Genomic DNA, 21,706 nt, shown 5'->3' with positions numbered 1-21,706 from the left:
AGCAAGCAGGAGGATGCCATGGCCGACGATCAAAAGGGAAGTCTGGAAGACCGGCTGAAGCGGCTCGACGCGGAACTCGCGGAGAAGCGCAAGTCAGACGGGGCGGAAGAAGCCGCCGAGGCGAGGGCAGCAGCAAGCCGTTCAGGCTATGCGGTCGCCATGAAGCTCTCGAGCGAGTTCGTCGCTGCCGTGATTGTCGGGGCGCTTCTGGGCTATCTTTTGGACCATTTTGCGGGTACAGGGCCGTGGGGAATGATCGTATTCCTCCTTCTCGGCTTCGGTGCCGGCGTTCTGAACGTCATGCGCGCCGCCGGCATGGTGGCTTCGCCCCATCCGGTCGACAGGCTGGCCGGGCGTGAGCCCGGCAAGGTCGGCGGCGGACGGGACGAGACCGATAAGAAGGACGGCGTCTGACGACGCGGTTCGCATAGTGGGTGACTTCCGTCGCAAGGCGGGCAAGCGAGAGAGATAAGCGGTGTCCAACGATCCGACCCATCAGTTCCTGGTCAACAAGATTGTTCCGATCGAAATCGGCGGTATCGATTTCTCGTTCACCAATGCCTCGCTGTTTATGGTCGCCACCGTCGCGGCCGGCATCGGCTTCCTCTATTTCACCACCGGCCAGCGCGGCCTGGTTCCGAGCCGCATGCAGTCGGTTTCGGAAATGTCCTACGAGTTCATCGCCTCGATGCTGAGGGAAGGCGCGGGCAGCCACGGGATGAAGTTCTTCCCGTTCGTGTTCTCGCTCTTCATGTTCGTGCTGACGGCAAACATGCTCGGCATGGTGCCGTACTTCTTCACCGTCACGAGCCAGATCATTGTCACCTTCGCGCTGGCAATGCTCGTCATCGGCACGGTCGTGGTCTACGGCTTCTACAAGCACGGCTTCGGCTTCCTCAAGCTGTTCGTGCCGTCGGGTGTTCCCGGTGCGCTTCTTCCGCTGGTCGTCTCGATCGAGGTCATCTCGTTCCTCTCGCGTCCGATCAGCCTCTCGATCCGTCTTTTCGCAAACATGCTGGCGGGTCACATCACGCTGAAGGTCTTTGCAGGCTTCGTCACCTCGCTTAGCGCGCTCGGCGCCGTCGGCGTCGCCGGTGCGATCCTGCCCCTTCTTATGACCGTCGCCCTGACCGGTCTCGAATTCCTCGTGTCGTTCCTGCAGGCCTATGTCTTCGCAGTTCTGACATGCATGTACCTCAACGATGCCGTGCATCCGGGTGGTCACTAGGGAATAAAGTCGTCGGTGCCTCCGGGCGCCGCTCACAAGCCGCAACAACCCATTCAAGGAGTTCAACATGGAAGCGGAAGCAGCAAAGTACATCGGCGCAGGTCTTGCCACGTTCGGTCTCGCCGGCACGGCTCTCGGCCTCGGCAACATCTTCGGCAGCTACCTGTCCGGCGCTCTGCGCAACCCGTCTGCTGCTGACAGCCAGTTCGGCCGTCTCGTATTCGGCTTCGCCGTTACGGAAGCTCTGGGCATCTTCTCGCTGCTCATCGCTCTCCTTCTCCTCTTCGCCGTTTGATATCGGCTGAGGACTGGACCATGGCCCCGCAAGGGCCGTGGTCCATCGTACGTTCCGTACATGATCTGAGAGTGCCCCCTGGAGGTCAGCATGTCTGTGACCTTGGCATCGGCCGAGTCCACCCCCTTCGAAATCGCCCAGGCGGAAACTCCTGCGGATACGCATGAGACCCCTGCGGATGCGCATGCGGCTCAGCCGGCAGGCGAAGTGCACACCGAAACGGGTGTTGCCCATGGCGGCGAGCACGCTTCCGGCGTCTTCCCCCCGTTCGACCAGACAACGTTTGCATCGCAGCTTCTGTGGCTCGCGATCACGTTCGGTCTTTTCTACCTTCTCATGTCGAAGGTCGTCATTCCGCGCATCGGCGGCATTCTGGAGACGCGGCACGACCGCATCGCACAGGATCTCGACGAAGCGTCCCGCCTGAAGGCGGAAGCCGACGCTGCGATCGCTTCCTACGAACAGGAACTCGCCGCTGCCCGCGCCAAGGGCAACGCAATCGCCTCGACCGCCCGCGACGAAGCCAAGGCCAAGGCCGACGCCGAGCGCGCCAAGATCGAAGCCTCGCTGCAGGACAAGATCGCCGGTGCGGAAACGCGCATCGCCGAAATCAAGGCCAAGGCGCTTGCCGATGTCGGCACGATTGCCGAGGAAACGACCGCAGCCGTCGTCGAACAGCTGATCGGCGCCAAGGCCACCAAGGCCGAAATCGCTTCGGCCGTGAAGTCGGCAGCGGGCGAATAAGGAGGATACCATGGCATTCGACGCAACATTCTATGCCTTTGTCGGCCTCCTGCTGTTCCTGGCCCTGATTGCCTATCTCAAGGTTCCGGGCATGATGGCCAAGGGTCTCGACGCCCGTGCCGAGAAGATCCAGAACGAGCTGGCGGAAGCCAAGCGCCTTCGTGAGGAGGCCCAGCACCTGCTCGCCGAATACCAGCGCAAGCGCAAGGATGCCGAGGCGGAAGCTGCAAGCATCGTCGCCGCCGCTGAACGCGAAGCGAGCGCCCTGACCGCCGAGGCCAAGCAGAAGACCGAGGAATACGTCACCCGCCGCACGGCGCTCTCCGAGCAGAAGATCAAGCAGGCGGAAGTCGACGCGATCAACGCCGTGCGCGCCGCAGCCGTCGATCTCGCTGTTGCGGCCGCCGAGAAGGTCATCGCCGCCAAGGCAGATGCCGCAACCGGCAAGTCGCTCTTCGACAACGCGATCAGCGAAGTGAAGAGCCGCCTCAACTGAGGTCGCCATTCTCGATGAATTGAAAAAGGCCGGAGCGATCCGGCCTTTTTTGCGTCCGGCGTATACCGAACATTGGTCTGTGCTGAGTGTTCGACGCTGGCGATCAGACACGATACTTTGGTGCCTCTGCCGGTTGGCAGCCAGCGTACGCGCTTTGATATCCAGCGTGGAACTGGTGATCTGCATGGTGCCAAGGGGCGGATCAGTCCTTGCGCAGCGGGCGAAAGCTCATGCGGTGGAGGCGGCAGGGACCGATGGACTCGATAGCGGTGCGGTGCACCTGGGTAGCATAACCGGCATGCACGGCAAAGCCGTATCCTGGATAGGTTTCCTCCGCGCGCGCCATCATCCGGTCCCTCATCACCTTGGCGACGATCGAGGCCGCCGAAATCGAAACGGAGAGCGCGTCGCCCTTGATGACGGCCCGGCCCTCGCAGGCTAGGCCCGGCGGCACGTCACGGCCGTCCGTCAGGACGAGCCTCGGCGCCACTTCGAGACCCGCGACGGCGCGGCGCATGGCATCGAGGCTCGCCTTGCGAATGTCGATCGTATCGATGCGCCGCGAGGAACTTGACGCGACGGATACGAAGGCCGTTTCCATGATGCGGGCAAACAGCATTTCCCGCTTCGCCGCGCTCAATTGCTTGGAATCGTGAAGACCATCGGGAATGTTATCAGGGTCGAGCACGACCGCCGCCGCGACCACGGGCCCGGCCAAAGGGCCGCGCCCGGCCTCGTCAGTCCCTGCGACCGGCCAGAGGCCGCGTTTTCTGGCCGCCATCTCCATCGAGAAGTCGGGCCCTTCGGGCATATCGAAAAGAAGGCGGGAATCGGAGGATGCGGGACGGGACATGCGGCGAACCTCGCACATCCGTCCGATTCCCTGCAAGTCCCCCGGCAGGAGGCGGATGCCGGAGGGGCAACCGGTGCGCCCGGGGATTGGCGGACCGGAAGAGGATAGCGCCTTTCACGAGCCGGCCGGCCCAAGGAACTGCGCAGAACTTTCAAATCACTGTCGCGGCCTTGCCGGTGATGCCGGCCACGGCTCCGTTTCCGTAACGCATGCCGCTTTGCCGGCACGCCACACTGGGGAACGTGGTCAAACCTCACCCACCGACTTTCAGAGCAAGGACAACTGCACGCCGCTGCCCGAGGGCGGAATGAACTGGTCGCCGGACAGGTTCCGACGCGTTCGCGTCAGTTCCAGCCGCTTGCTGGCCATCTCGAAGCGTCGGGCGATCTGCCAGGCATAGGGGCCGGCACCCTTCATGCGCTTGCCGAATTCCGCGTCGTAATCCTTGCCGTCACGCATGGAGCGCACGAGGGACATGACATGGCGATAGCGGTCCGGATAGTTGCGCAGCAGCCACTCACGGAAGAGGGGGCTCACTTCCAGCGGCAGGCGCAGCAGCACATAGCTCGCTTCCATCGCCCCGGCCGCCTTGCCCGAATCGAGCACCTTTTCGATCTCGTGATCATTGAGGCCGGGAATGATCGGCGCCATCATGACGGCGGTGGGGATACCGGCATCGGAGAGTGCGCGGATCGCCTCCAGCCGGCGTGACGGGGTGGCTGCCCGCGGCTCCATGGTGCGGGCAAGCTTCCGGTCGAGTGTCGTCACCGACATGCCGACCCAGGCCAGGCCGCGGGCGGCCATGCGGGAGAGAATATCCATATCGCGCATGACGAGCGCCGATTTGGTGACGATCGAGACAGGATGGTTGGCCTTGTCGAGCACTTCGAGAATCTGGCGCATGATACGCCATTCCTTCTCGATAGGCTGGTAGGGATCGGTATTGGTGCCGATTGCGATGACACGCGGCTTGTAGCCGGGCTTGGACAATTCGCGTTCGAGCAGCTTGGGCGCATCCGGCTTGGCGAAGAGCTTCGCTTCGAAATCGAGGCCGGCGGACAGGCCCATGAAGGCATGAGTCGGCCTGGCGAAGCAGTAGATGCAGCCATGCTCGCAGCCGCGATAGGGATTGATCGAGCGGTCGAAGGGAATATCCGGCGATTCGTTGCGGGTGATGATGGTACGCGGCTTCTCGACCTGGACCTCGGTGCGGAACGGCGGAAGCTCCTCCAGCGTCTGCCAGCCGTCGTCGAAGCTTTCGCGCGTCACGGGCTCGAAACGGCCGGTGAAGTTGAGCCCGGCGCCCCGGCCGCGTCGGCGGTCTCCATCGATGCGCATGCCCGTATCAGCCAGCAGTGCTTCGGCAACATCCTTCGCATGGCCGGGCGCTAGGGCACCCTGCCTCAGGTTTGCAACATCGTTCATGGCTATCTCCGGCGGGACCGTCTCGCCCCGGTTCAATGACTATATTCCTATAATCGAAATGAGAACAATGCAAGAACAAATTTGTTCCGGCTAACCATGTCGCCTAACCATGCGGCAATGCGACGGTCTTGCGGCGGTGGCAATTCATGCTGCGATGCGGTAGTAGGATGTATGCTGACGATCATCATCGAATGCCGGGACAACGAGGCCGAGCTTGCTCAGACGCTTTCGGCGCTTGTTCCGGGTGCTGTCGAGGGAATCGTGCGGGAGGTCATCGTGCTCGATCACGGCTCGCGCGATGGTTCCGCCCGTGTGGCGGATGCAGCCGGTTGCCGGTTTCTCACCAGCTGGGACATGAAGGATGTCGTGCGCGCGGCGCGCGGCGACTGGCTGCTCCTTCTGGAGCCTGGCGCACGCCCGATGACCGGGTGGGTCGATGCCATCGCCGATCATGTCTCGGTCAGTGCCGGCCCGGCGCGGTTCACCGGCTCGCGCAATCACCGTCGCCCATTCCTGAAACGCTTCGGGCGCCGCCTTTCGCCACTCGAGCAGGGCTATCTTGTCAGCAAACGGCAGGCTGCGGCCGCAGTGCGCACCGGCATGTCCCTCTCCGACATCGCTAAGGGTACGAAGACCTTTTCCCTCGTCGCCGAGATCGTGCCCGCCTGGGCGATCAGGGCGATGCGCGCGCAGCTCGTGGCCGGTTGAGGCGGCTCAGCCGGCCGAGCGCTTCAGGTGCTCGTCGAGACGCGGCATGATTTCCACGAAATTGCAGGGCATGTGCCTGTAGTCGAGTTGTGCCTTGAGAATGCCGTCCCAGGCATCCTTGCAGGCGCCGGGCGAGCCGGGCAGCACGAAGATGAAGGTGGCGTTGGTGACACCGCCCGTCGCGCGCGACTGGATCGTGGAGGTGCCGATCTTGTCATAGGAGATGCGGTGGAAGACCTCCGAAAAGCCGTCCATGCGTTTCTCGAAGATCGGCTCCAGTGCCTCCGGCGTCACATCGCGGCCCGTGAAGCCCGTGCCACCGGTGGTGATGACAACGTCGACCGCATCGTCGCGCGTCCAGGCCTCGACCTGCGCGCGAATGGTGGCGATATCGTCCGGCACGATCGCGCGGGCAACGAGCCTGTGGCCGGCGTCGGCGATGCGCGCGACCAGCGTATCCCCGGAACGGTCTGTCTCTGGTGTGCGGGTATCCGAGACGGTCAGCACCGCGATGCCGACCGGGATGAACGGTCTCGTCTCGTCAAGGCGTGCCATCGTGTCCCTCCAGCGTGCGGGTGGCGGTGATGAACCAGTCGGGGTGTTGCTGCCTCAGCGAAGCCGCCGCCGCCTCGGCCATTGCGTCCGAAGCGTATAGCGCGAAGCAGGAGGCGCCGGAACCGGACATCCGCACGACGCGTGCATCCGTCGCGGCAAGATCGTTGGCCAGTTCCCCGATCTGCGGGCAGAGCCGGCGGGCAGGCGGCTCCAGATCGTTGCGCAGGCCGGCAATGGCATCCAGCCAGTCTTCCGGCATATCTTGAAGCGCCAGCGGCCCGTTCCGCTTGGAGGCGAGCGCGCGAAACACGGCTGGCGTCGAGACACCCACGAGAGGGTTGGCGAGCACCATGAAGAGCGCGGGAAGCGCTACGGGCGTGATATCCTCGCCGATGCCGCGTGCCAGCAACGGACGGCCGGCGAGGCACATGGGCACATCCGCGCCGAGCCCGATGGCGATGGCGTCGAGCCGGTCGCCGGGCAGATGCGCGTGCCACAGGGCAAGCAGGCCGCGCAGTGTAGCGGCCGCATCCGCCGAGCCGCCGCCGATGCCGGAGGCAATGGGAAGGTTCTTTTCCAGATGAATATGCACGGGCGGGGCGGATTGCCCCGTCTGTTCCAGCGCCGCACGCAGCCGGTCACGCGCGCGGGTGACGAGATTGTCACCCTCTGCTGCCAGCGTGCCGGAAAAGCGGCCGGACAGCGTGAAGCGGTCCTCACCGGCCGGCGACAGCGCGATGCAGTCGCCGAAGGCTGTGAAGGTTACGAGGCTGTCGAGGAGATGGTAGCCATCCTCGCGCTCGCCGACGACGTGCAGCGCGAGGTTTATCTTGGCGGGCGCCGGTTCGACAACGGCAAAGCCCGAAAGGGTGTCGCCGGGCATGCGGTCAGGACTTGCGGTCCGCGGCTTTTTCTTCCGGCGCGATTTTCTGCGCGGGCTTGTCTTCCTTCGCTTGGGCCGAGGCCGGGTCGGAAGGCTTGATATCGGCGAGACCGTTTTCGATCTTGTCCTTGATCTTGACGATCTCCGCGTCTTCCGGCTTCAGCCCGAGCGCGCGGTTCCACTGGAAGGTCGCTTCCAGTTTGCGGCCGACGCGCCAGTAGGCATCGCCGAGGTGATCGTTGACGGTGGGATCGCCGGCCTTGAGCTCCGCCGCGCGCTCCAGTTCCGCAACGGCGTCGTCGAAGCGGCCGAGACGGTAATAGGCCCAGCCAAGCGAATCGACGATATAGCCGTCATCAGGCTTGAGGCTCACTGCCTTGCGGATCATGTCCAGGCCCTCATCGAGGTTCCGGTTCATGTCCACCCAGGAATAGCCGAGATAGTTCAGCACCTGCGGCTGGTCAGGGTTCAGTTCCAGCGACTTGCGGAAATTCGGCTCGGCCTTGTCCCATTCCTTCAGACGCTCATAGGCGATGCCGCGCTGGAAGAAGACGCTCCAGTGGTTGCGGGTCGGAACAGGACCGATGACACCGACGGCCTTGTCGTAGAGAGTGGCCATGGCGCGATAGTCCTTGGCGTCGGACAGCACACTGCCGAGCGCGAGATAGCTGCGCAGGTCGGCCGGATCGGCATCGATCAGCTCCTGAAGGTGCTTCTTGGCTTCGTCCACCTTGCCGGTGTCGGCAAGGTTGAGGCCGAGCTGCAATTCGGAAATGCGGCGCATCGGCGATTTCTCGGGCACGGCCCGGTAATAATCGATGGCGATATCTGGCTTCTTCTGGTTTTCGGCAATACCGCCGAGAAGAACCAGAACGTCGTCGCTGTCGGGGTCGAGCGCGCGGGCGGCCTGGAGATAGAGCGCGACGATGTCTTCCGCCCCGTCGCGGTTCAGTGCGCCGCCGATGGAAAAGAGCACGGCGGCAGCGCCCTGGGCGGCGGTGCGGACCTGCTGCTCCTGCTTCTCGCCGGCCTCGATGCTCTGGCGCAGAGCCTTCAGCGGCGCGTAGCTCGTAACAAAATTGTCACCCACCGAGATCGCGTCGAGCGCCTTCTGCTTGTTGCCGTCGCGGGCCTCAAGGCGGGCCAGCGCCATGACGGCGCGAATGAAGGTGTCGGGTGCAGCGCCAGCGCCGTTGCGGTCGAGGATCGCCTCGTTGAGGCGTGCGCGCGCCGTCGCCTTGTCGCCTGCGGCTGCGGCCAGCGCGCCGGCATGGTAGTTCTTGAAGATGGCGAGCCATTCCGGCCCCTGCATGCCCGTGACGAGCTTGAGCGCCTCCTTCGGCTTGCCGTCGCCGAACTTGGCCCAGGCGAGCAGGAGGTCGTTCATCATGCGGTCGAGATCGTTCGGCCCCTTATAGGCGAGGATCTTTTCCGCCGACTTGTATTCACGTTTGCGGATCGCCTCCATGCCGCGCACGGTCGAGGTGATGCGCTCGACGGACGGGTCGTTTTTCAGCGTGTCGGCAAGCTTCACGCCCTCGGCGAAGTCGCCGCTCATCAGCTGTGTGATCATCAGGCGCTGCTTGACGTCGGTGTTCGTCGGGTCGAACTGGAGCGCGATCTTGTAGAGCTTGACGGCGGTGGCGTAGTCCTTGTCGAAATCCGCGGTGCGGGCCGCCAGGAAGGCGCCGGAGAAGGTGTTGACGCTCAGCGGATCGAACGGCGTCTCATCGGCCGCCTCGGCAGCGGGCTTGTCCTGCGCATAGGCGGCGGACGGACCGGCCAGGGGACCGGCGAGCGTGATGCTGGCAGCAATCGCCACGCCGGAAAGAAGCCGAAGGAGGAGGAAATGCCGCATCAAAATGCCTTTCACCGGAAGGTATGAAGGTCGCCCCGGCACCCAGCGCGGCACGTCCTGCCACGATGGCGCCCAAATCAGTCATGGACTCATGACGGCAGAGAATGGCTTTTTTGGCGCGGCGCGGCAAGATAATCCTGCCACGCCGGATTTGGCGGAATGCCGTCAGCTGACGCGGGCGATGGAGAAGTCGATGACTTCGAGCAGCGCATCCTTCCAGGGGCTTGCCGGAAGGGGGGCAAGCGCATCGCGGGCGATCATGCCGTAATGCTGCGCGCGGGCAATCGTGTCCGTCAGACCGCCATAGCGGGTGATGAGGCCGAGCGCCCGCTCCAGATTGGCATCGTCGCTCTTGCCGCCCTCGATCGTCTCGCGCCAGAACGCACGGTCCTCGGCCGTGCCGCGGCGCCAGGCCAGAATGACCGGCAGCGTGATCTTGCCCTCGCGGAAATCGTCGCCGGTGTTCTTGCCCAGGTCGGCCGCCTTGCCGCCGTAGTCGAGCGCGTCATCGACCAGCTGGAAGGCGAGGCCGAGATTCATGCCGTAGGACTTCAGCGCATTGCGCTCGGCCTTGCCGGTATTGGCGATGATCGGGCCCACTTCGGAAGCGGCGGCAAAGAGGGCGGCCGTCTTGGCGCGAATGACTTCGAGATAGTCGTCCTCCGTCGTCTCCATGTTCTTGGCGACGGACAGCTGCAGAACCTCGCCCTCGGCGATCACTGTGGCGGCGGTCGACAGCACGTCGAGCGCTTCCAGCGAGCCGACCTCGACCATCATCTTGAAAGCCTGGCCGAGAAGGAAGTCGCCGACGAGCACGCTCGCCTGGTTCCCCCAGATCATGCGGGCGGTGGATTTTCCGCGGCGCAGGTCGCTCTCATCGACCACGTCGTCATGCAGCAGCGTGGCGGTGTGCATGAACTCGACGCTGGTCGCGAGCTTGATGTGATGGTCGCCGCCATAGCCGAACATGGAGGCTGCCGCGAGCGTCAGCATGGGACGCAGGCGCTTGCCGCCGGACGAGATGAGGTGGTTTGCAACCTCGGGAATCATCTGCACGTCGGAACCGGCTTTCGACAGGATGAGCTGGTTCACCCGTTCCATGTCGGCTTTTGTAAGGTCGACGAGCGGCTTCACCGATGCCTGTTTGTTTTTGCCTTCTTCAAGCGGTATCACGACGCCCAAATGCCCGGACTCCTGTTCATTTTTGTTGAAAGACAATAGAAAGCGGGGCCTCATGCGGCAAGAGGCGAATTGTCCCGCCTCCGGAATTAAGGCTGGAAAAGACCCGAATGATCGAACTGATCCGCACCAACGACGCCGTTCTGCTCTCCTTCGCGGAAAGCCTCATGAAGGAGGCGGGTATCCACTGCCTGATCGCCGATCAGGGAATGAGCATTCTCGAAGGCTCGCTTGGCATGCTGCCGCGCCGTTTCCTCGTCGAAAGCGACCGGGAGGACGAGGCGCGCGGCATCCTCAGGGATGCAGGGCTTGCCGCGGAGCTGCGCCCGTGACCAAGGCGTCTCCCGAGCCGGAAAAGCCGGTCACGGAAACCGTCGACGCCTTCCATTACGGCCGCTTCCACGTCGTCCAGCCGAAGGGCGTCGGCCATCGTTCGGGCATGGATGCGATGCTGCTGGCGTCGCTGGTCAGCGGCGATGGGCCAATGCGCGTTGCCGATCTCGGCGCCGGTGCAGGAGCCGCCGGCCTTGCCGTAGTGGCCCGCATCGAGAAGGCTGAGGTCCTGCTCGTCGAGCGCTCCCCGCTCATGGCCGCCTTCGCGCGCAAGTCGCTGGCGCTTGAAGACAACGCACCATTTGCCGACCGCGTCCGCGTGCTCGAGGCGGATGTGACGCTCACCGGCCGGGCTCGTGTGGCTGCCGGCCTGGCCGATGACGATCACGATCACGTTATCATGAACCCGCCCTTCAACGACTCCTCAGACCGGAAAGCGCCCGACGCGCTGAAGGCGGCGGCGCACGCCATGGAGGACGATCTGTTCGAGCGGTGGATCCGCACGGCCGGCGCCATCCTCAGGCCCGGCGGACAGCTTTCGCTGATCGCCCGGCCGCAATCCATCGCTGAGATCATCGCCGCCTGCGGCCGGCGTTTCGGCGGGGTCGAGATCACGCCCATCCATCCCCGCATCGGGGAAAACGCGCTACGCATTCTGGTGACCGCGATCAAGGGCTCTCGCGCCCGCCTGAACCTGCGCATGCCGCTCGTCATGCACGATGGGCCGGGCCATGCCTTCAGTGCGTTCGTCAACGATCTGAACAACGGCCGGGCCAGTTATCCGCGTCTGTCGCGACCCTGAATTTTCCGGCGCGCCATTGCGTTTTGCCGTCCCGTGCATACATCAGCCGGACGAAAGAACAGGAGACACGACCCGCATGGCCGGATTTTTGAAGAGGCTGGTGCCGAAGAAGTTCCGCAAGGAGGGCGTCGTCGTTCCCGTCGTGCGGCTGCATGGCGCGATCATGGCCGGCGGCAGCCAGTTCCGGCCGGCGCTGAATCTCGCGGGTGCCGCACCGGCCCTCGAAAGGGCCTTTGCCTACAAGGATGCGCCGGCCGTCGCGATTTCCATCAATTCGCCCGGCGGCTCGCCGGTGCAGTCGCGCCTGATCTTCCAGCGCATTCGCGACCTCGCGGTTGAAAAGAACAAGCCCGTCCTGGTCTTCGTGGAGGATGTGGCGGCCTCGGGCGGCTATATGATCGCGCTCGCCGGCGATGAGATTTTCGCCGACCCCACCTCCATCGTCGGTTCAATCGGCGTCGTTTCGGGTGGTTTCGGCTTTCCGGAGATGCTCAAGAAGATCGGCGTGGAGCGGCGCGTCTACACCGCTGGCTCCAACAAGGCGATCCTCGACCCGTTCCAGCCGGAGCGCGAAAGCGATGTCGAATATCTGAAGTCGCTGCAGGTCGAGATCCATCAGGTCTTCATCGACATGGTGAAGGCGCGGCGCGGCACACGGCTTGCGGATGACCCCGATCTCTTCTCCGGCCTGTTCTGGACGGGCGGTCGCGGCCGCGCGCTCGGGCTCGTCGACGGGCTGTCCGACATGCGCTCCGAACTCAAGCGCCGCTACGGCCCGAAGACGCGACTGGAACTCGTTTCCACCCCGAAGGGATTGTTCGGACGAAAGACGCCCGGCGTCGGGGGGCTTTCCCTCGACATGGCAGACCGTATAGGGTCGGCCGGTGTTTCGGCCGTGGCCGAGCTTGCGGAAGAAAAGGCGCTGTGGGGCCGCTTCGGCCTGCCGGGATAAGGCGTCGTAGAACAACGGGGGAGGGCATGGCCCAGATTATCTTTCTGCTTCTGGTCGTTGGCCTTGCCTGGTTCGGCTATCGCAAGTTCGTGTCGGATGCCGAGCGCCTGAGCCGGGTGCGCCGCCGCACCGAAGAGGAGCGTCGCACCGGCGCGACCGGCACGCTGGTCAAGGATCCGGAAACGGGCGAGTACCGCGTGCGCCGCGACGACGAGTAACGTTCCGGCACGGTTTCATCCTGTTTCGGGGCGACGTGAAAAGGGCTTACGTATTGTTTTCGCACGTTAACCAGGTCTCGTAAGGTTAATTCCGCATTTATCGCTGTGCTGCGCTGGCGCGTGTTGTGCCCGCGCGTGGGACCACCGATCTTGAGGGCATGGCCGCCATGAGGGCGGATTGCAATGCGCCTGCGCTGATCGGAGTACCACCATGGCCTCGCTCGACCTCGACCATATCCGCACCATCGTCGTGACGGGTGGCGCCGGCTTTGTCGGCTCCCATGTCGTCGATGACCTTCTGGCCCATTGTCCGATGGCGCGCATCCGCGTGCTCGATGCTTTCACCTATGCCGCAGATATGTCGCATCTCGATGCTGCCCTGCGCTCCGGACGGGTGACGATCCAGCAAGGCGACGTCTGCAATCTCGACCTGGTGACGGAGGTCCTGAAAGGGGCCGATCTGGTGGTGCATGCCGCCGCCGAAAGCCATGTCGAACGCGCCTTTTCCGTTCCCGAGCGCTTCACGCTCGCCAACGCGCTGGGCACGCAGGTGCTGGTGGAGGCCATGGGACGACGCAGCGTACCGCTGATGATCCATATCAGTTCGGCCGAAGTCTATGGATCGGGCGAGAACGCCCCGGCCGGTGAGCGTTCGCCGCTGATGCCCGACAATCCCTATGGCGCCTCCAAGGCCGCGGCCGAGATGCTGATCGCCGGCCTCACCCGCTCGTTCGGCGTCGATATCCGTGTGCTGCGGCCTGTCAATCTGATCGGTACGCGCCAGAACGTGGAGAAGCTGTTGCCGCGCTTCCTGGAACTGGCGGCCGTGGGTCGCCCGCTGCCGGTGCATGGCGACGGCCTGCAACGCCGCAGCTTCCTGCCGATCGCGGATTTCTGCACGGCGCTGCGCACCGTCGTCACGAACGGGGCGGAAAACGCCACCTACAATGTCGCCGGTGAAGATCCCGTCGATATTCTCAACGTCGCGCGCATGGTGCTGGAGACGGTTCAGGACCCGGTCGCCGGCGTGAGCTTCGTTGCCGGCCGCCCGAAGAATGTCAGCCGGCCGCCGCTCGATACGACCGCGCTGAAGGCGCTCGGCTGGCGGGCGAGGGGGTCGCTTCGCGGAGAACTGCCGGCGCTCGCCGCCTGGTATGGCGCGCGCATTCCCGGCGGCGCCCGCCGCCGCCTCGCACAGGTGCCCGACCTGGCACCGCAACGCGTGCAGGTCGTCACGCAGACGGCCGGGTCGGGTCTCTTCCGCTCGCTGGAGCGGCATTGAAAGGGAGGCGGTAGGCAATAGGATTTAGGCAGTAGGGTTTAAGGGGAGTTGTACAAGTCTTTGCCCGACGATTTACACCTACTGCCTAAATCCTATTGCCTACTGCCTACTGCCTACCGCCTAATTCCTCTTTCCCTTGACCCTTCCGGCGCATCGTGGCACCAGTCCGCCAGCTTCTATGAATGTCCGGACATGACCGATGACCTCTGCCGCCCTGCCTGATCACATGAACCCGACCCGCTCCTTTCAGGCGCTGATCCTGACCCTGCATAACTACTGGGCGGACAAGGGTTGCGCGGTGCTCCAGCCCTATGACATGGAAGTGGGTGCGGGAACGTTCCATCCGGCAACCACGCTGCGCGCGCTCGGGCCGCGCCCGTGGCGGGCCGCCTATGTGCAGCCCTCGCGCCGCCCGTCGGATGGCCGCTATGGCGAGAACCCGAATCGCCTCCAGCACTATTACCAGTATCAGGTCATCCTGAAGCCGAACCCGTCGAACCTTCAGGAACTCTATCTCGGCTCGCTCGCCGCCATCGGCCTCGATCCGCTGCTGCATGATGTGCGCTTCGTCGAGGACGACTGGGAGAGCCCGACGCTGGGGGCCTGGGGCCTCGGCTGGGAATGCTGGTGCGACGGCATGGAAGTCTCGCAGTTCACCTATTTTCAGCAGGTCTGCGGCATCGAATGCGCGCCGGTCGCCGGCGAACTGACCTACGGCCTCGAACGCCTCGCCATGTATGTGCAGGGCGTCGACAACGTCTACGACCTGAACTTCAATGGCCGCGAGGGCGACGAGAAGATCACCTATGGCGATGTCTTCCTGCAGGCCGAGCAGGAATATTCCCGCCACAACTTCGAATATGCCGACACGGCCATGCTGCACCGCCACTTCATCGATGCGGAGAAGGAGTGCCAGGCCCTGCTCGCCGCCGGTGCGCCGGGCGATAGCGACGCCCTGCACAAATGCGTGCTGCCGGCCTATGACCAGTGCATCAAGGCTAGCCACGTCTTCAACCTGCTCGATGCCCGCGGTGTGATCTCCGTCACCGAGCGCCAGAGCTATATCCTGCGCGTGCGCACGCTCGCGAAGGCCTGCGGCGAAGCCTTCCTGCTGACGGATGCCGGCGGGGCAAACTGGAACAAGGACGCGGCCTGAGGGTCGGTCTTTCTGTTGCCGGCGCCACCGTACGTCTCCTCCGTCATCCTCGGGCTTGACCCGAGGATGACGACAGAGGGGATACGCCGTCCGGGCGACACCCAAAATGCACTACCTAGCAAAAAGCCATCCGCCAGGCCGGATGGCTTTTTTCTTTGGGCTCAGGCGACGGTCGTGACCTTCACGCCCAGTTCCCAGACCGGCTTGAGCGTCGGGAAGGCGCCGGTCGGCAGCTGGCCGGCATAGGTCTGGAGCGCGCGGCGCACACCCGTCGGCCGGTCGATCGCGGCACCCATCGTGTAGGCGAGGAAGAGAGCGGTGAAGCCGAGGACGTTGAGCGTGAGGGCGAGGGCTTTCATGGCGGCGGCTTCAAGGCTCGGTTGGCGATGAAGCGACTATCGGTCAAAGCGCGGCCGCGCGCGGTTCCCCCGGTGACAAGGCCGCCGGCATTGCCCGCAAGGGGCTTTCCAGCCGCGCTTTCAATGCTAAGGTCGCCGCAAACGCCAAGAAGGAGCGGAGAAGCCCATGATCGGTCTGGCAATTGCGGCGGTGGTCGTCATCTACGCCATCGTCATCTACAACGGCCTCGTGCGCGCGCGGCAGGTGAAGGAAGAGGCCTGGTCGGGCATCGACGTGCAGCTGAAGCGCCGCGCCGATCTCATCCCCAACCTTCTTGAAACCGTGAAAGGCTATGCCGCGCACGAGAAGGAAACGCTGGAGAAGGTTGTGGAACTGCGCAACCGCGCGCAGGCCGTGCCCGCCGGTGATGTCGCCGGCCGCGCCCAGGCCGAGGGGATGCTGAGCCAGGCGCTTGGCCGCGTCTTCGCGCTGGCCGAAGCCTATCCCGACCTCAAGGCCAACCAGAACTTCGCCGAATTGCAGCAGACGCTGGAGACCATCGAAGGCGAGATCCAGATGTCGCGGCGCTACTACAATGGCGCGGCGCGCGATCTCAACGTCAAGGTCGAGAGCTTCCCCTCCAATCTCGTGGCCAGCGTCTTCAAATTCGCCAAGGCGCCCTATTTCGAGATCGACAATCCTGCCGACAGGGCCGTGCCCAGCGTGAAGTTCTGATACCGGAGACCCCCATGACGCGGATCGCGGCTTTCCTGACGTTGTGGCTGTGCCTCCTGGTCGGGAGCGCCGCGCAGGCGGAAGAGTATTTCGACCGCTACCATTCCGACATCACTGTGGCGAAGAATGGCGTCCTGACCGTGACGGAGACGATGCGGGTCCATGCCGAGGGCGATAAAATTCGCCGGGGAATCTATCGCGATTTCCCGCTCACCTTCACCGATGAGGCTGGCCGCGAGCGCGAGGTCGGCTTCAAGGTGCTGAGCGTCGAGCGTGACGGCCAGCCCGAGCCCTATCGCACGGAAAACATCCGCCGGGGCGTACGCATCTATTTCGGCTCGAGCGACAGGCTTCTGTCGCCGGGCTTTCACGAATACCGGCTGACCTACGAGACGACGCGGCAGATCCGCTTCTTCGATACCCACGACGAGCTCTACTGGAACGTGACCGGCACGGAATGGGCCTTCCCGATCCGCGCGGCAAGCGCCATCGTCACGCTGCCGACCGGGGTGAGCGCCGAGGAGTTGACCGTCTTTACCGGCGAGTTCGGCTCTGGCGAGAAGAATGCGCGCGCGGAAAACCGCGGCAACCGCGCGTTGTTCGAAACGACGCGTGCGCTCGCGCCCCACGCGGGGCTGACGATTGCGGTGAAGATGCCGGTCGGCAGTATCGACAAGCCGACGCCAGAGGAGGAACGCGCGCTGTTCTTCCGTGACAACCGCGATCTGTTCCTCTCCTTCGGCGGGTTCGTGCTTGTCATCGGTTATTATCTCTGGGCGTGGCTGTCCGTAGGCCGCGACCCGCCGGAAGGCGTCATGGTGCCACGCTGGGATGCGCCGGAGGGCATTTCGCCCGCACTCGTCAACTATATCGATGGCAAGGGGTTCGGCGGGCAGGGCTGGACGGCCGTCGCCGCCGCCTTCCTCAGCCTTGCCGTCAAGGGTCTCGTCGAGCTGAAGGATCTCAAGAAATCCATCGTCGTCAGCCGCACGGGCAAATCGCCTTCCGGCGCGCTGCCCACCGGCGAGGCCGTACTGTTTGCCGCGCTGCCGGCGGATGGCGGCGATTTCGTCATCGAGAAGGCGAATGGCAAGCGGGTGCAGACGCTCGGCGGCAGTTTCCGCGATGCGATGGAAAAGGAGCACCGCCACAAATATTATCTGGCGAACTGGCCGCAGGTCATCGGCGGCATCCTTCTCTCGCTCGCCTGCCTTGCCGCGCTGCTGATCTTCGGTTCCCTGCCTGAGGAGGGCGGCGCCCTCATCATCCTGCCGGTCTTCGCCGCCGTCTTCGTGTCGATCTTCGCCATGGCGCTCGGGCGCAGCCTTCGGCGGGCGAGAACGCTCGGCGCGCGCATCTTCGCCGTGGCCATGATCGCCTTTGTCAGCTTCGTCTTCCTGACCGTGTTCGGCGGCATAGCGCTTGCCGTCTTCGCCGAGGCGGAGGCGGCCGGCGAGATGCCGCTCTTCGTCGCCGTCGGCGGCATCGTCGTCGCCAATATCGTTTTCTTCTTCCTGATGGGCGCGCCCACACCGCTTGGACGCAGGATGATGGATGGCATCGATGGGCTGCGCCAGTATCTCACGCTGGCCGAGAAGGACCGCATGAACATGGCCGGCGCGCCGGAAATGTCGCCCCGTCATTTCGAGACGCTGCTGCCCTATGCGGTGGCGCTCGGCGTGGAAAAACCCTGGTCGCAGACCTTCGACCGCTGGCTGCTTTCGGCCGCGGCAGCGGGCGCGGCGGCTGCCGCCTACCAGCCCGGCTGGTATCATGGCGATGGTTTCTCATCCGGCAGCTTCTCCGACCGGATGGGTGATTTCGCCGGTTCGATGGCCGGCACCATGCAGTCCTCGCTGCCGGATCCGCCGAAAAGCTCGTCCTCCGGTTTCTCGTCGGGCGGTGGTTTTTCCGGCGGCGGTGGCGGCGGCGGTGGTGGCGGCGGCTGGTAGCTCAGAGGTCCTGATAGTTCAGCGGCGTGACTTCGACCAGACGATGCCCGGGCTTGGCCGTGACGGCGGCTGCGGCGGCAAGACCTGCTTTCGCCTCGCCCGCCACCGTAATGGAGAAGGTGGCCGCCGTGCCGCTGGCAAGTGTCATGACACCGCTGGTCTGCGCTAGCGTGCCCGCCGACACGGCGACCTCGGCCGTGGCCTTGAGCATGCTTGCGGCGGGGATCGAAGCGGTCAGGATGTCGTCGACGGGTTCGAAAGGCTTTTCCGGCAGCAGGCTGCCGAAGGCCCAGACGGCTTTCAGCTCCGCCTTCGTCCTCGGCGCGACATTGACGTCGATGTCGTTCAGCGCGCCCTTCACCCGGTAGGGGCAGCGCCGTTTCGTGCAGTTGGCGGCGGCCGAGAACTGCCAGAGCGCATAGTTGTCCCAGTTGCCCATCGGGAAGCTGCCGGTAATGCCGGGCTTGTAGCGGGCATACCAGAGCGGCAGGCGTGAAAGGATGCGGTAGCGGTCGCGGTTGGCGGCGATATGGAGCGCCGTGATGTGATTGGTGTAGAGCACGGGGTAACGGCCCGTGCGCGTGCGGACATGGCCGGCGAAGACCTGGGCGTCATCGAGCGACATGTAGCGGTCCGGATCGAGCCCCTCAATATCGAGCACCATCATCTCGTCGTCCTGCGGATTGGCATAGTCGAGAAAATGGTTTGCTTGCTCGATCGGGTTGCCCGGGCGGGCAAGGTGATAGGCGCCCCAGAGCAGGCCCTTGGAGCGGGCCAGCAACCGCCGCGTCTCGTAGAGTTCGCGGCTCACGGCATATTTGCGCCACATGGTCTTGCAGTGCGCGAAGGTGTCGCCGCTGTGGTCGCCCTTGCAGCTGTAGCTTTCCGGCAGACCATCAGAGGCCTTCGAGATGAATCCGGCGATACGCTTGTCCGTGAGCATGTCGGACCAGTCGATCTCGTTCAATTCATAGGCGTCGATGACGATGGCATTCTCCGGCTTCTTCCACGGCTCGACGTCGGCGGCCACCGCGGCAAGCGGGAGAGCCGTCGAAAGGAGAAGGGCGGCAAGGCCTGAAAACTGCACGGAATGCATGGACGCTCCTTCGCGAATCGCTGATTTTTCGCGAAGCCCGATGCTGCGGCAGACATGGTTAAGGAACGTTGAAACCGCGGGGCGGGAACAATCGCCGGCCTTTCCCGTTTCGCTGGCAATCGCGCCGGCATGGTATGCCTGGCGATATCAGGGAGAAATGCCATGAGATTGATCAGCAAGTGCCTTGTCGTTGCGCTTTCGGCACTCTTTGCCGCGACGCCCGTCGTGCCGGCGAGTGCGATGCCCTTGCCGGTCGTGAAGGTCCAGCCGGCAGAAACCAGCACCGGCGCCCAGTTGGTCGATCACCGCGCCTATCCGCGCCGCCACTGGCGAGGCAATCGCCACTGGCGCGGCGACCGTCAATGGCGCGGCAATCGCGGCTGGGGTCGCCATCACGGTCGTCACTATCGTGACCGCTGGCATGATCGCCGTCGTTACGGCGGCTACTATCGCCACCGTGACAATGCCTGGGTTCCCCTTGCGATCCTCGGAATGGGAGCCGTCATCGGCAATTCCGTCGCGCGCGACCGGCGCGTCTATTCCGGCGGCCGCAGCCATGTGAGCTGGTGCGCCAACCGCTACCGTTCGTATCGCGCCTACGACAACACGTTCCAGCCCTACAACGGCCCGCGCCGCCAGTGCTATTCGCCCTATCGCTGAGACAGTTCAGCTTGAAGGCATGCAGACAAAGGCTGACCGGCATCCATCGGTCAGCCTTTTCTTTTGCCGATGTGTTCCCTTGTCGCTTGCGTCAAAGATTGACGTTTACGTAAAAATCAATAATCTTCGCGCCAGAAAAGCCGCGCTTCGGCTGAGCGCGCGCAGAGGAGGATAGAGATGTACAAGGCGCCGGTCGAGGAGATTGCGTTCACCCTCAAGCATGTGGCGGGCCTCGCGCCTGCGCTCGACGGCGGCTATCTCGGCGACCTCACTGACGATCTCGTCGATGCCATCCTTGCCGAAGCCGGCCGCTTCGCGAGCGAGGAGATCGCCCCGCTCGGCGCCATCGGCGACATCGAGGGCGCCCGCTTCGCCGATGGCGCGGTGAAGATGCCCGATGGCTGGCCGGCACTCTACAAGGCGTGGGCGGAAGGCGGCTGGAACTCGCTCACGGCCTCGCCGGACTTTGGCGGGCAGGGGCTGCCGCACATGCTGCATGTCGCGGCGCTGGAAATGTGGAACAGCGGCTCCATGGCGTTCGCCATCGGCCCTACGTTGACCATCGGCGCCATCGAGGCCCTGACGGCGCATGGTTCCGACCACCTGAAGAACACCTATCTGCCGAAAATGGTCTCGGGAGAATGGATGGGGTCGATGAACCTCACCGAGCCGCATGCCGGTTCCGACCTCGGCGTCATGAAGACCCGTGCCGAGCGCCGCGACGACGGCACCTATCGCCTGTTCGGCCAGAAGATTTTCATCACCTATGGCGAGCACGATTTCACCGACAATATCGTGCATCTCGTCCTGGCGCGCCTGCCGGATGCGCCGGCCGGCACACGCGGCATCTCGCTGTTCCTAGTGCCAAAGTTTCTGGTCAATGAGGATGGTTCGCTGGGCCCGCGCAACGACGCCTATTGCCATTCCATCGAACACAAGCTCGGCATCCACGGCTCTCCCACCTGCACCATGATCTATGGCGACGGCCGCTTCGGCGAAGAGCCGGGCGCGATCGGCTGGCTAGTCGGCGAGGAGAATCGCGGCCTCGCCTGCATGTTCACCATGATGAACAATGCGCGCCTGGCCGTCGGCATGCAGGGCGTGGCCATCGCCGAAGCCGCCACCCAGAAGGCCATCGCCTATGCGAAGGAGCGCACACAGGGAAAAGCGCCTGGCTGGCAAGGCTCGGGCATGAGCCCGATCATCGAGCACCCCGATGTCGCTCGCATGCTGCTGACCATGAAGGTGCTCACACAGGGCGCGCGGGCCATCACCTATGCCTGCGCCCACGCCGTCGACATGGCCCATGGCGAGGATGCCAGGCATTGGGCGGAACGCGCGAGCCTCCTGACACCCGTCGCCAAGAGCTTCGCCACCGATGCCGGCGTGGACGTGGCCTCGCTCGGCATTCAGGTGCATGGCGGCATGGGCTTCATCGAGGAAACGGGTGCCGCCCGCCTTTACCGCGATGCGCGCATCGCGCCGATCTACGAGGGAACCAACGGCATCCAGGCCATCGATCTCGTGACGCGCAAGCTGCCGCTGTCGGAGGGAAACCACATCCGCGGCTTCATCGCCGAATTGCGGGATATCGCCGCGAAGGCGGCTGCCAGCAACATGCCGGCGCTGGGCGAGACCGGCGAACGGCTTACCGCCAGCATTGCCGACCTGGAAATCGCCACCGAATGGCTGCTCGCCGCGGTCTCCGAGGGCCGGCAGGTCGAGGCGCTCGCCGGCGCCACGCCCTATCAGCGCCTCTTCGGCCTGGTGCTGACTGGCGCCTTCCTCGCCAAGGGCGCGCTTGCCGATGGCGGCGATGGCCGCAACGAGGAGCGCGCGGCGCTCTGCCGCTTTGCGGCGGAGAATGTCATCGGCGAGACTGCCGCGCTGCGCGAGCGGGTGATCGGCGGGGCGCCGAGCCTTGCGGCCGCGCGCGCCGTTCTGGGCTGAGGGGGAA

The 21,706-nt window shown here is 64.4% G+C and carries 24 protein-coding genes; 16 read left to right on the top strand and 8 right to left on the bottom strand.

Annotated elements, in window-relative coordinates:
- The first annotated feature begins 18 nt into the window (after nucleotides 1-18).
- From MKI86_RS20450 to MKI86_RS20430, 5 genes are all read left to right on the top strand, one after another.
- A complete protein-coding gene (locus MKI86_RS20450) occupies nucleotides 19-414 on the top strand; it encodes an AtpZ/AtpI family protein (RefSeq protein ID WP_241604788.1) in 396 nt (131 codons plus the stop codon).
- 61 nt (nucleotides 415-475) lie between these two features.
- Entirely contained in the window at nucleotides 476-1,228 is a 753-nt protein-coding gene (locus tag MKI86_RS20445; protein WP_241604786.1) for a F0F1 ATP synthase subunit A, read from the top strand.
- A 67-nt stretch (nucleotides 1,229-1,295) separates the two neighbouring features.
- Nucleotides 1,296-1,523, top strand: coding sequence for a F0F1 ATP synthase subunit C (locus tag MKI86_RS20440; RefSeq protein WP_241604784.1), 228 nt, complete (start codon nucleotides 1,296-1,298; stop codon nucleotides 1,521-1,523).
- A gap of 90 nt (nucleotides 1,524-1,613) precedes the next feature.
- A complete protein-coding gene (locus MKI86_RS20435; protein WP_241604782.1) occupies nucleotides 1,614-2,267 on the top strand; it encodes a F0F1 ATP synthase subunit B in 654 nt (217 codons plus the stop codon).
- A gap of 10 nt (nucleotides 2,268-2,277) precedes the next feature.
- Nucleotides 2,278-2,763 carry a F0F1 ATP synthase subunit B gene (locus tag MKI86_RS20430; protein WP_241604780.1) on the top strand — a complete coding sequence of 162 codons (486 nt, stop codon included), beginning with the start codon at nucleotides 2,278-2,280 and terminating at the stop codon, nucleotides 2,761-2,763.
- Between the two features lie 202 nt (nucleotides 2,764-2,965).
- On the opposite strand, the gene rnhB is transcribed toward MKI86_RS20430, so the two are convergent.
- Complete coding sequence (gene rnhB / locus MKI86_RS20425; protein ID WP_241604777.1) at nucleotides 2,966-3,616, bottom strand: ribonuclease HII; 651 nt, start codon at nucleotides 3,614-3,616, stop codon at nucleotides 2,966-2,968.
- A 267-nt stretch (nucleotides 3,617-3,883) separates the two neighbouring features.
- On the bottom strand, nucleotides 3,884-5,041 hold the full coding sequence (locus MKI86_RS20420) for a PA0069 family radical SAM protein (RefSeq protein ID WP_241604775.1): 1,158 nt from the start codon (nucleotides 5,039-5,041) through the stop codon (nucleotides 3,884-3,886).
- Between the two features lie 171 nt (nucleotides 5,042-5,212).
- Here MKI86_RS20420 and MKI86_RS20415 point away from each other — a divergent pair, with 171 nt between their 5' ends.
- Complete coding sequence (locus MKI86_RS20415; RefSeq protein ID WP_241604773.1) at nucleotides 5,213-5,749, top strand: glycosyltransferase family protein; 537 nt, start codon at nucleotides 5,213-5,215, stop codon at nucleotides 5,747-5,749.
- Between the two features lie 6 nt (nucleotides 5,750-5,755).
- On the opposite strand, the gene moaB is transcribed toward MKI86_RS20415, so the two are convergent.
- From moaB to MKI86_RS20395, 4 genes are all read right to left on the bottom strand, one after another.
- Nucleotides 5,756-6,304 (bottom strand): molybdenum cofactor biosynthesis protein B, encoded by a 549-nt coding sequence (gene moaB, locus MKI86_RS20410; protein ID WP_241604771.1) that lies wholly within the window; start codon nucleotides 6,302-6,304, stop codon nucleotides 5,756-5,758.
- Complete coding sequence (locus MKI86_RS20405; RefSeq protein ID WP_241604769.1) at nucleotides 6,291-7,187, bottom strand: 4-(cytidine 5'-diphospho)-2-C-methyl-D-erythritol kinase; 897 nt, start codon at nucleotides 7,185-7,187, stop codon at nucleotides 6,291-6,293. The genes moaB and MKI86_RS20405 overlap by 14 nt, the downstream gene beginning before the upstream one ends.
- Before the next feature lie 4 nt (nucleotides 7,188-7,191).
- Nucleotides 7,192-9,045, bottom strand: a complete 1,854-nt coding sequence (locus MKI86_RS20400) for a tetratricopeptide repeat protein (RefSeq protein WP_241604767.1) — start codon at nucleotides 9,043-9,045, stop codon at nucleotides 7,192-7,194.
- Between the two features lie 165 nt (nucleotides 9,046-9,210).
- On the bottom strand, nucleotides 9,211-10,227 hold the full coding sequence (locus MKI86_RS20395) for a polyprenyl synthetase family protein (RefSeq protein ID WP_241604765.1): 1,017 nt from the start codon (nucleotides 10,225-10,227) through the stop codon (nucleotides 9,211-9,213).
- A gap of 107 nt (nucleotides 10,228-10,334) precedes the next feature.
- Between MKI86_RS20395 and MKI86_RS20390 the strand changes: the two genes are divergently transcribed.
- The 6 genes from MKI86_RS20390 (at nucleotide 10,335) to MKI86_RS20365 (ending at nucleotide 14,967) form a co-directional block, all read left to right on the top strand.
- On the top strand, nucleotides 10,335-10,556 hold the full coding sequence (locus MKI86_RS20390) for a putative signal transducing protein (RefSeq protein ID WP_241604763.1): 222 nt from the start codon (nucleotides 10,335-10,337) through the stop codon (nucleotides 10,554-10,556).
- Nucleotides 10,553-11,359 (top strand): tRNA1(Val) (adenine(37)-N6)-methyltransferase, encoded by an 807-nt coding sequence (locus MKI86_RS20385; RefSeq protein WP_241604761.1) that lies wholly within the window; start codon nucleotides 10,553-10,555, stop codon nucleotides 11,357-11,359. The genes MKI86_RS20390 and MKI86_RS20385 overlap by 4 nt, the downstream gene beginning before the upstream one ends.
- 76 nt (nucleotides 11,360-11,435) lie before the next feature.
- Nucleotides 11,436-12,311, top strand: a complete 876-nt coding sequence (locus tag MKI86_RS20380; protein WP_241604759.1) for a S49 family peptidase — start codon at nucleotides 11,436-11,438, stop codon at nucleotides 12,309-12,311.
- Nucleotides 12,312-12,337: 26 nt separating this feature from the next.
- On the top strand, nucleotides 12,338-12,529 hold the full coding sequence (locus MKI86_RS20375) for a hypothetical protein (protein ID WP_241604757.1): 192 nt from the start codon (nucleotides 12,338-12,340) through the stop codon (nucleotides 12,527-12,529).
- Nucleotides 12,530-12,740: 211 nt separating this feature from the next.
- Complete coding sequence (locus MKI86_RS20370) at nucleotides 12,741-13,811, top strand: dTDP-glucose 4,6-dehydratase (protein ID WP_241604754.1); 1,071 nt, start codon at nucleotides 12,741-12,743, stop codon at nucleotides 13,809-13,811.
- Nucleotides 13,812-14,010: 199 nt separating this feature from the next.
- Nucleotides 14,011-14,967, top strand: coding sequence for a glycine--tRNA ligase subunit alpha (locus MKI86_RS20365; RefSeq protein WP_241604752.1), 957 nt, complete (start codon nucleotides 14,011-14,013; stop codon nucleotides 14,965-14,967).
- Nucleotides 14,968-15,128: 161 nt separating this feature from the next.
- Here the strand turns inward: MKI86_RS20365 and MKI86_RS20360 are convergent, their stop codons facing one another.
- Nucleotides 15,129-15,326 carry a hypothetical protein gene (locus tag MKI86_RS20360; RefSeq protein ID WP_241604750.1) on the bottom strand — a complete coding sequence of 66 codons (198 nt, stop codon included), beginning with the start codon at nucleotides 15,324-15,326 and terminating at the stop codon, nucleotides 15,129-15,131.
- A gap of 166 nt (nucleotides 15,327-15,492) precedes the next feature.
- Here MKI86_RS20360 and MKI86_RS20355 point away from each other — a divergent pair, with 166 nt between their 5' ends.
- A complete protein-coding gene (locus MKI86_RS20355) occupies nucleotides 15,493-16,041 on the top strand; it encodes a LemA family protein (RefSeq protein ID WP_241604748.1) in 549 nt (182 codons plus the stop codon).
- A 14-nt stretch (nucleotides 16,042-16,055) separates the two neighbouring features.
- Nucleotides 16,056-17,993 (top strand): DUF2207 domain-containing protein, encoded by a 1,938-nt coding sequence (locus MKI86_RS20350; RefSeq protein ID WP_241604746.1) that lies wholly within the window; start codon nucleotides 16,056-16,058, stop codon nucleotides 17,991-17,993.
- A gap of 1 nt (nucleotide 17,994) precedes the next feature.
- On the opposite strand, the gene MKI86_RS20345 is transcribed toward MKI86_RS20350, so the two are convergent.
- On the bottom strand, nucleotides 17,995-19,089 hold the full coding sequence (locus MKI86_RS20345; protein WP_241604745.1) for a glycoside hydrolase family 25 protein: 1,095 nt from the start codon (nucleotides 19,087-19,089) through the stop codon (nucleotides 17,995-17,997).
- Between the two features lie 162 nt (nucleotides 19,090-19,251).
- Here MKI86_RS20345 and MKI86_RS20340 point away from each other — a divergent pair, with 162 nt between their 5' ends.
- Nucleotides 19,252-19,749 (top strand): BA14K family protein, encoded by a 498-nt coding sequence (locus MKI86_RS20340; protein ID WP_306424483.1) that lies wholly within the window; start codon nucleotides 19,252-19,254, stop codon nucleotides 19,747-19,749.
- A gap of 177 nt (nucleotides 19,750-19,926) precedes the next feature.
- Nucleotides 19,927-21,699, top strand: coding sequence for an acyl-CoA dehydrogenase family protein (locus MKI86_RS20335; protein ID WP_241604743.1), 1,773 nt, complete (start codon nucleotides 19,927-19,929; stop codon nucleotides 21,697-21,699).
- The last annotated feature ends 7 nt before the right edge of the window (nucleotides 21,700-21,706 follow it).

This window comes from Shinella sedimenti (assembly GCF_022601905.1).
Taxonomy (GTDB): domain Bacteria; phylum Pseudomonadota; class Alphaproteobacteria; order Rhizobiales; family Rhizobiaceae; genus Shinella; species Shinella sedimenti.
This window is presented reverse-complemented; position numbering and strand designations above follow the sequence as displayed.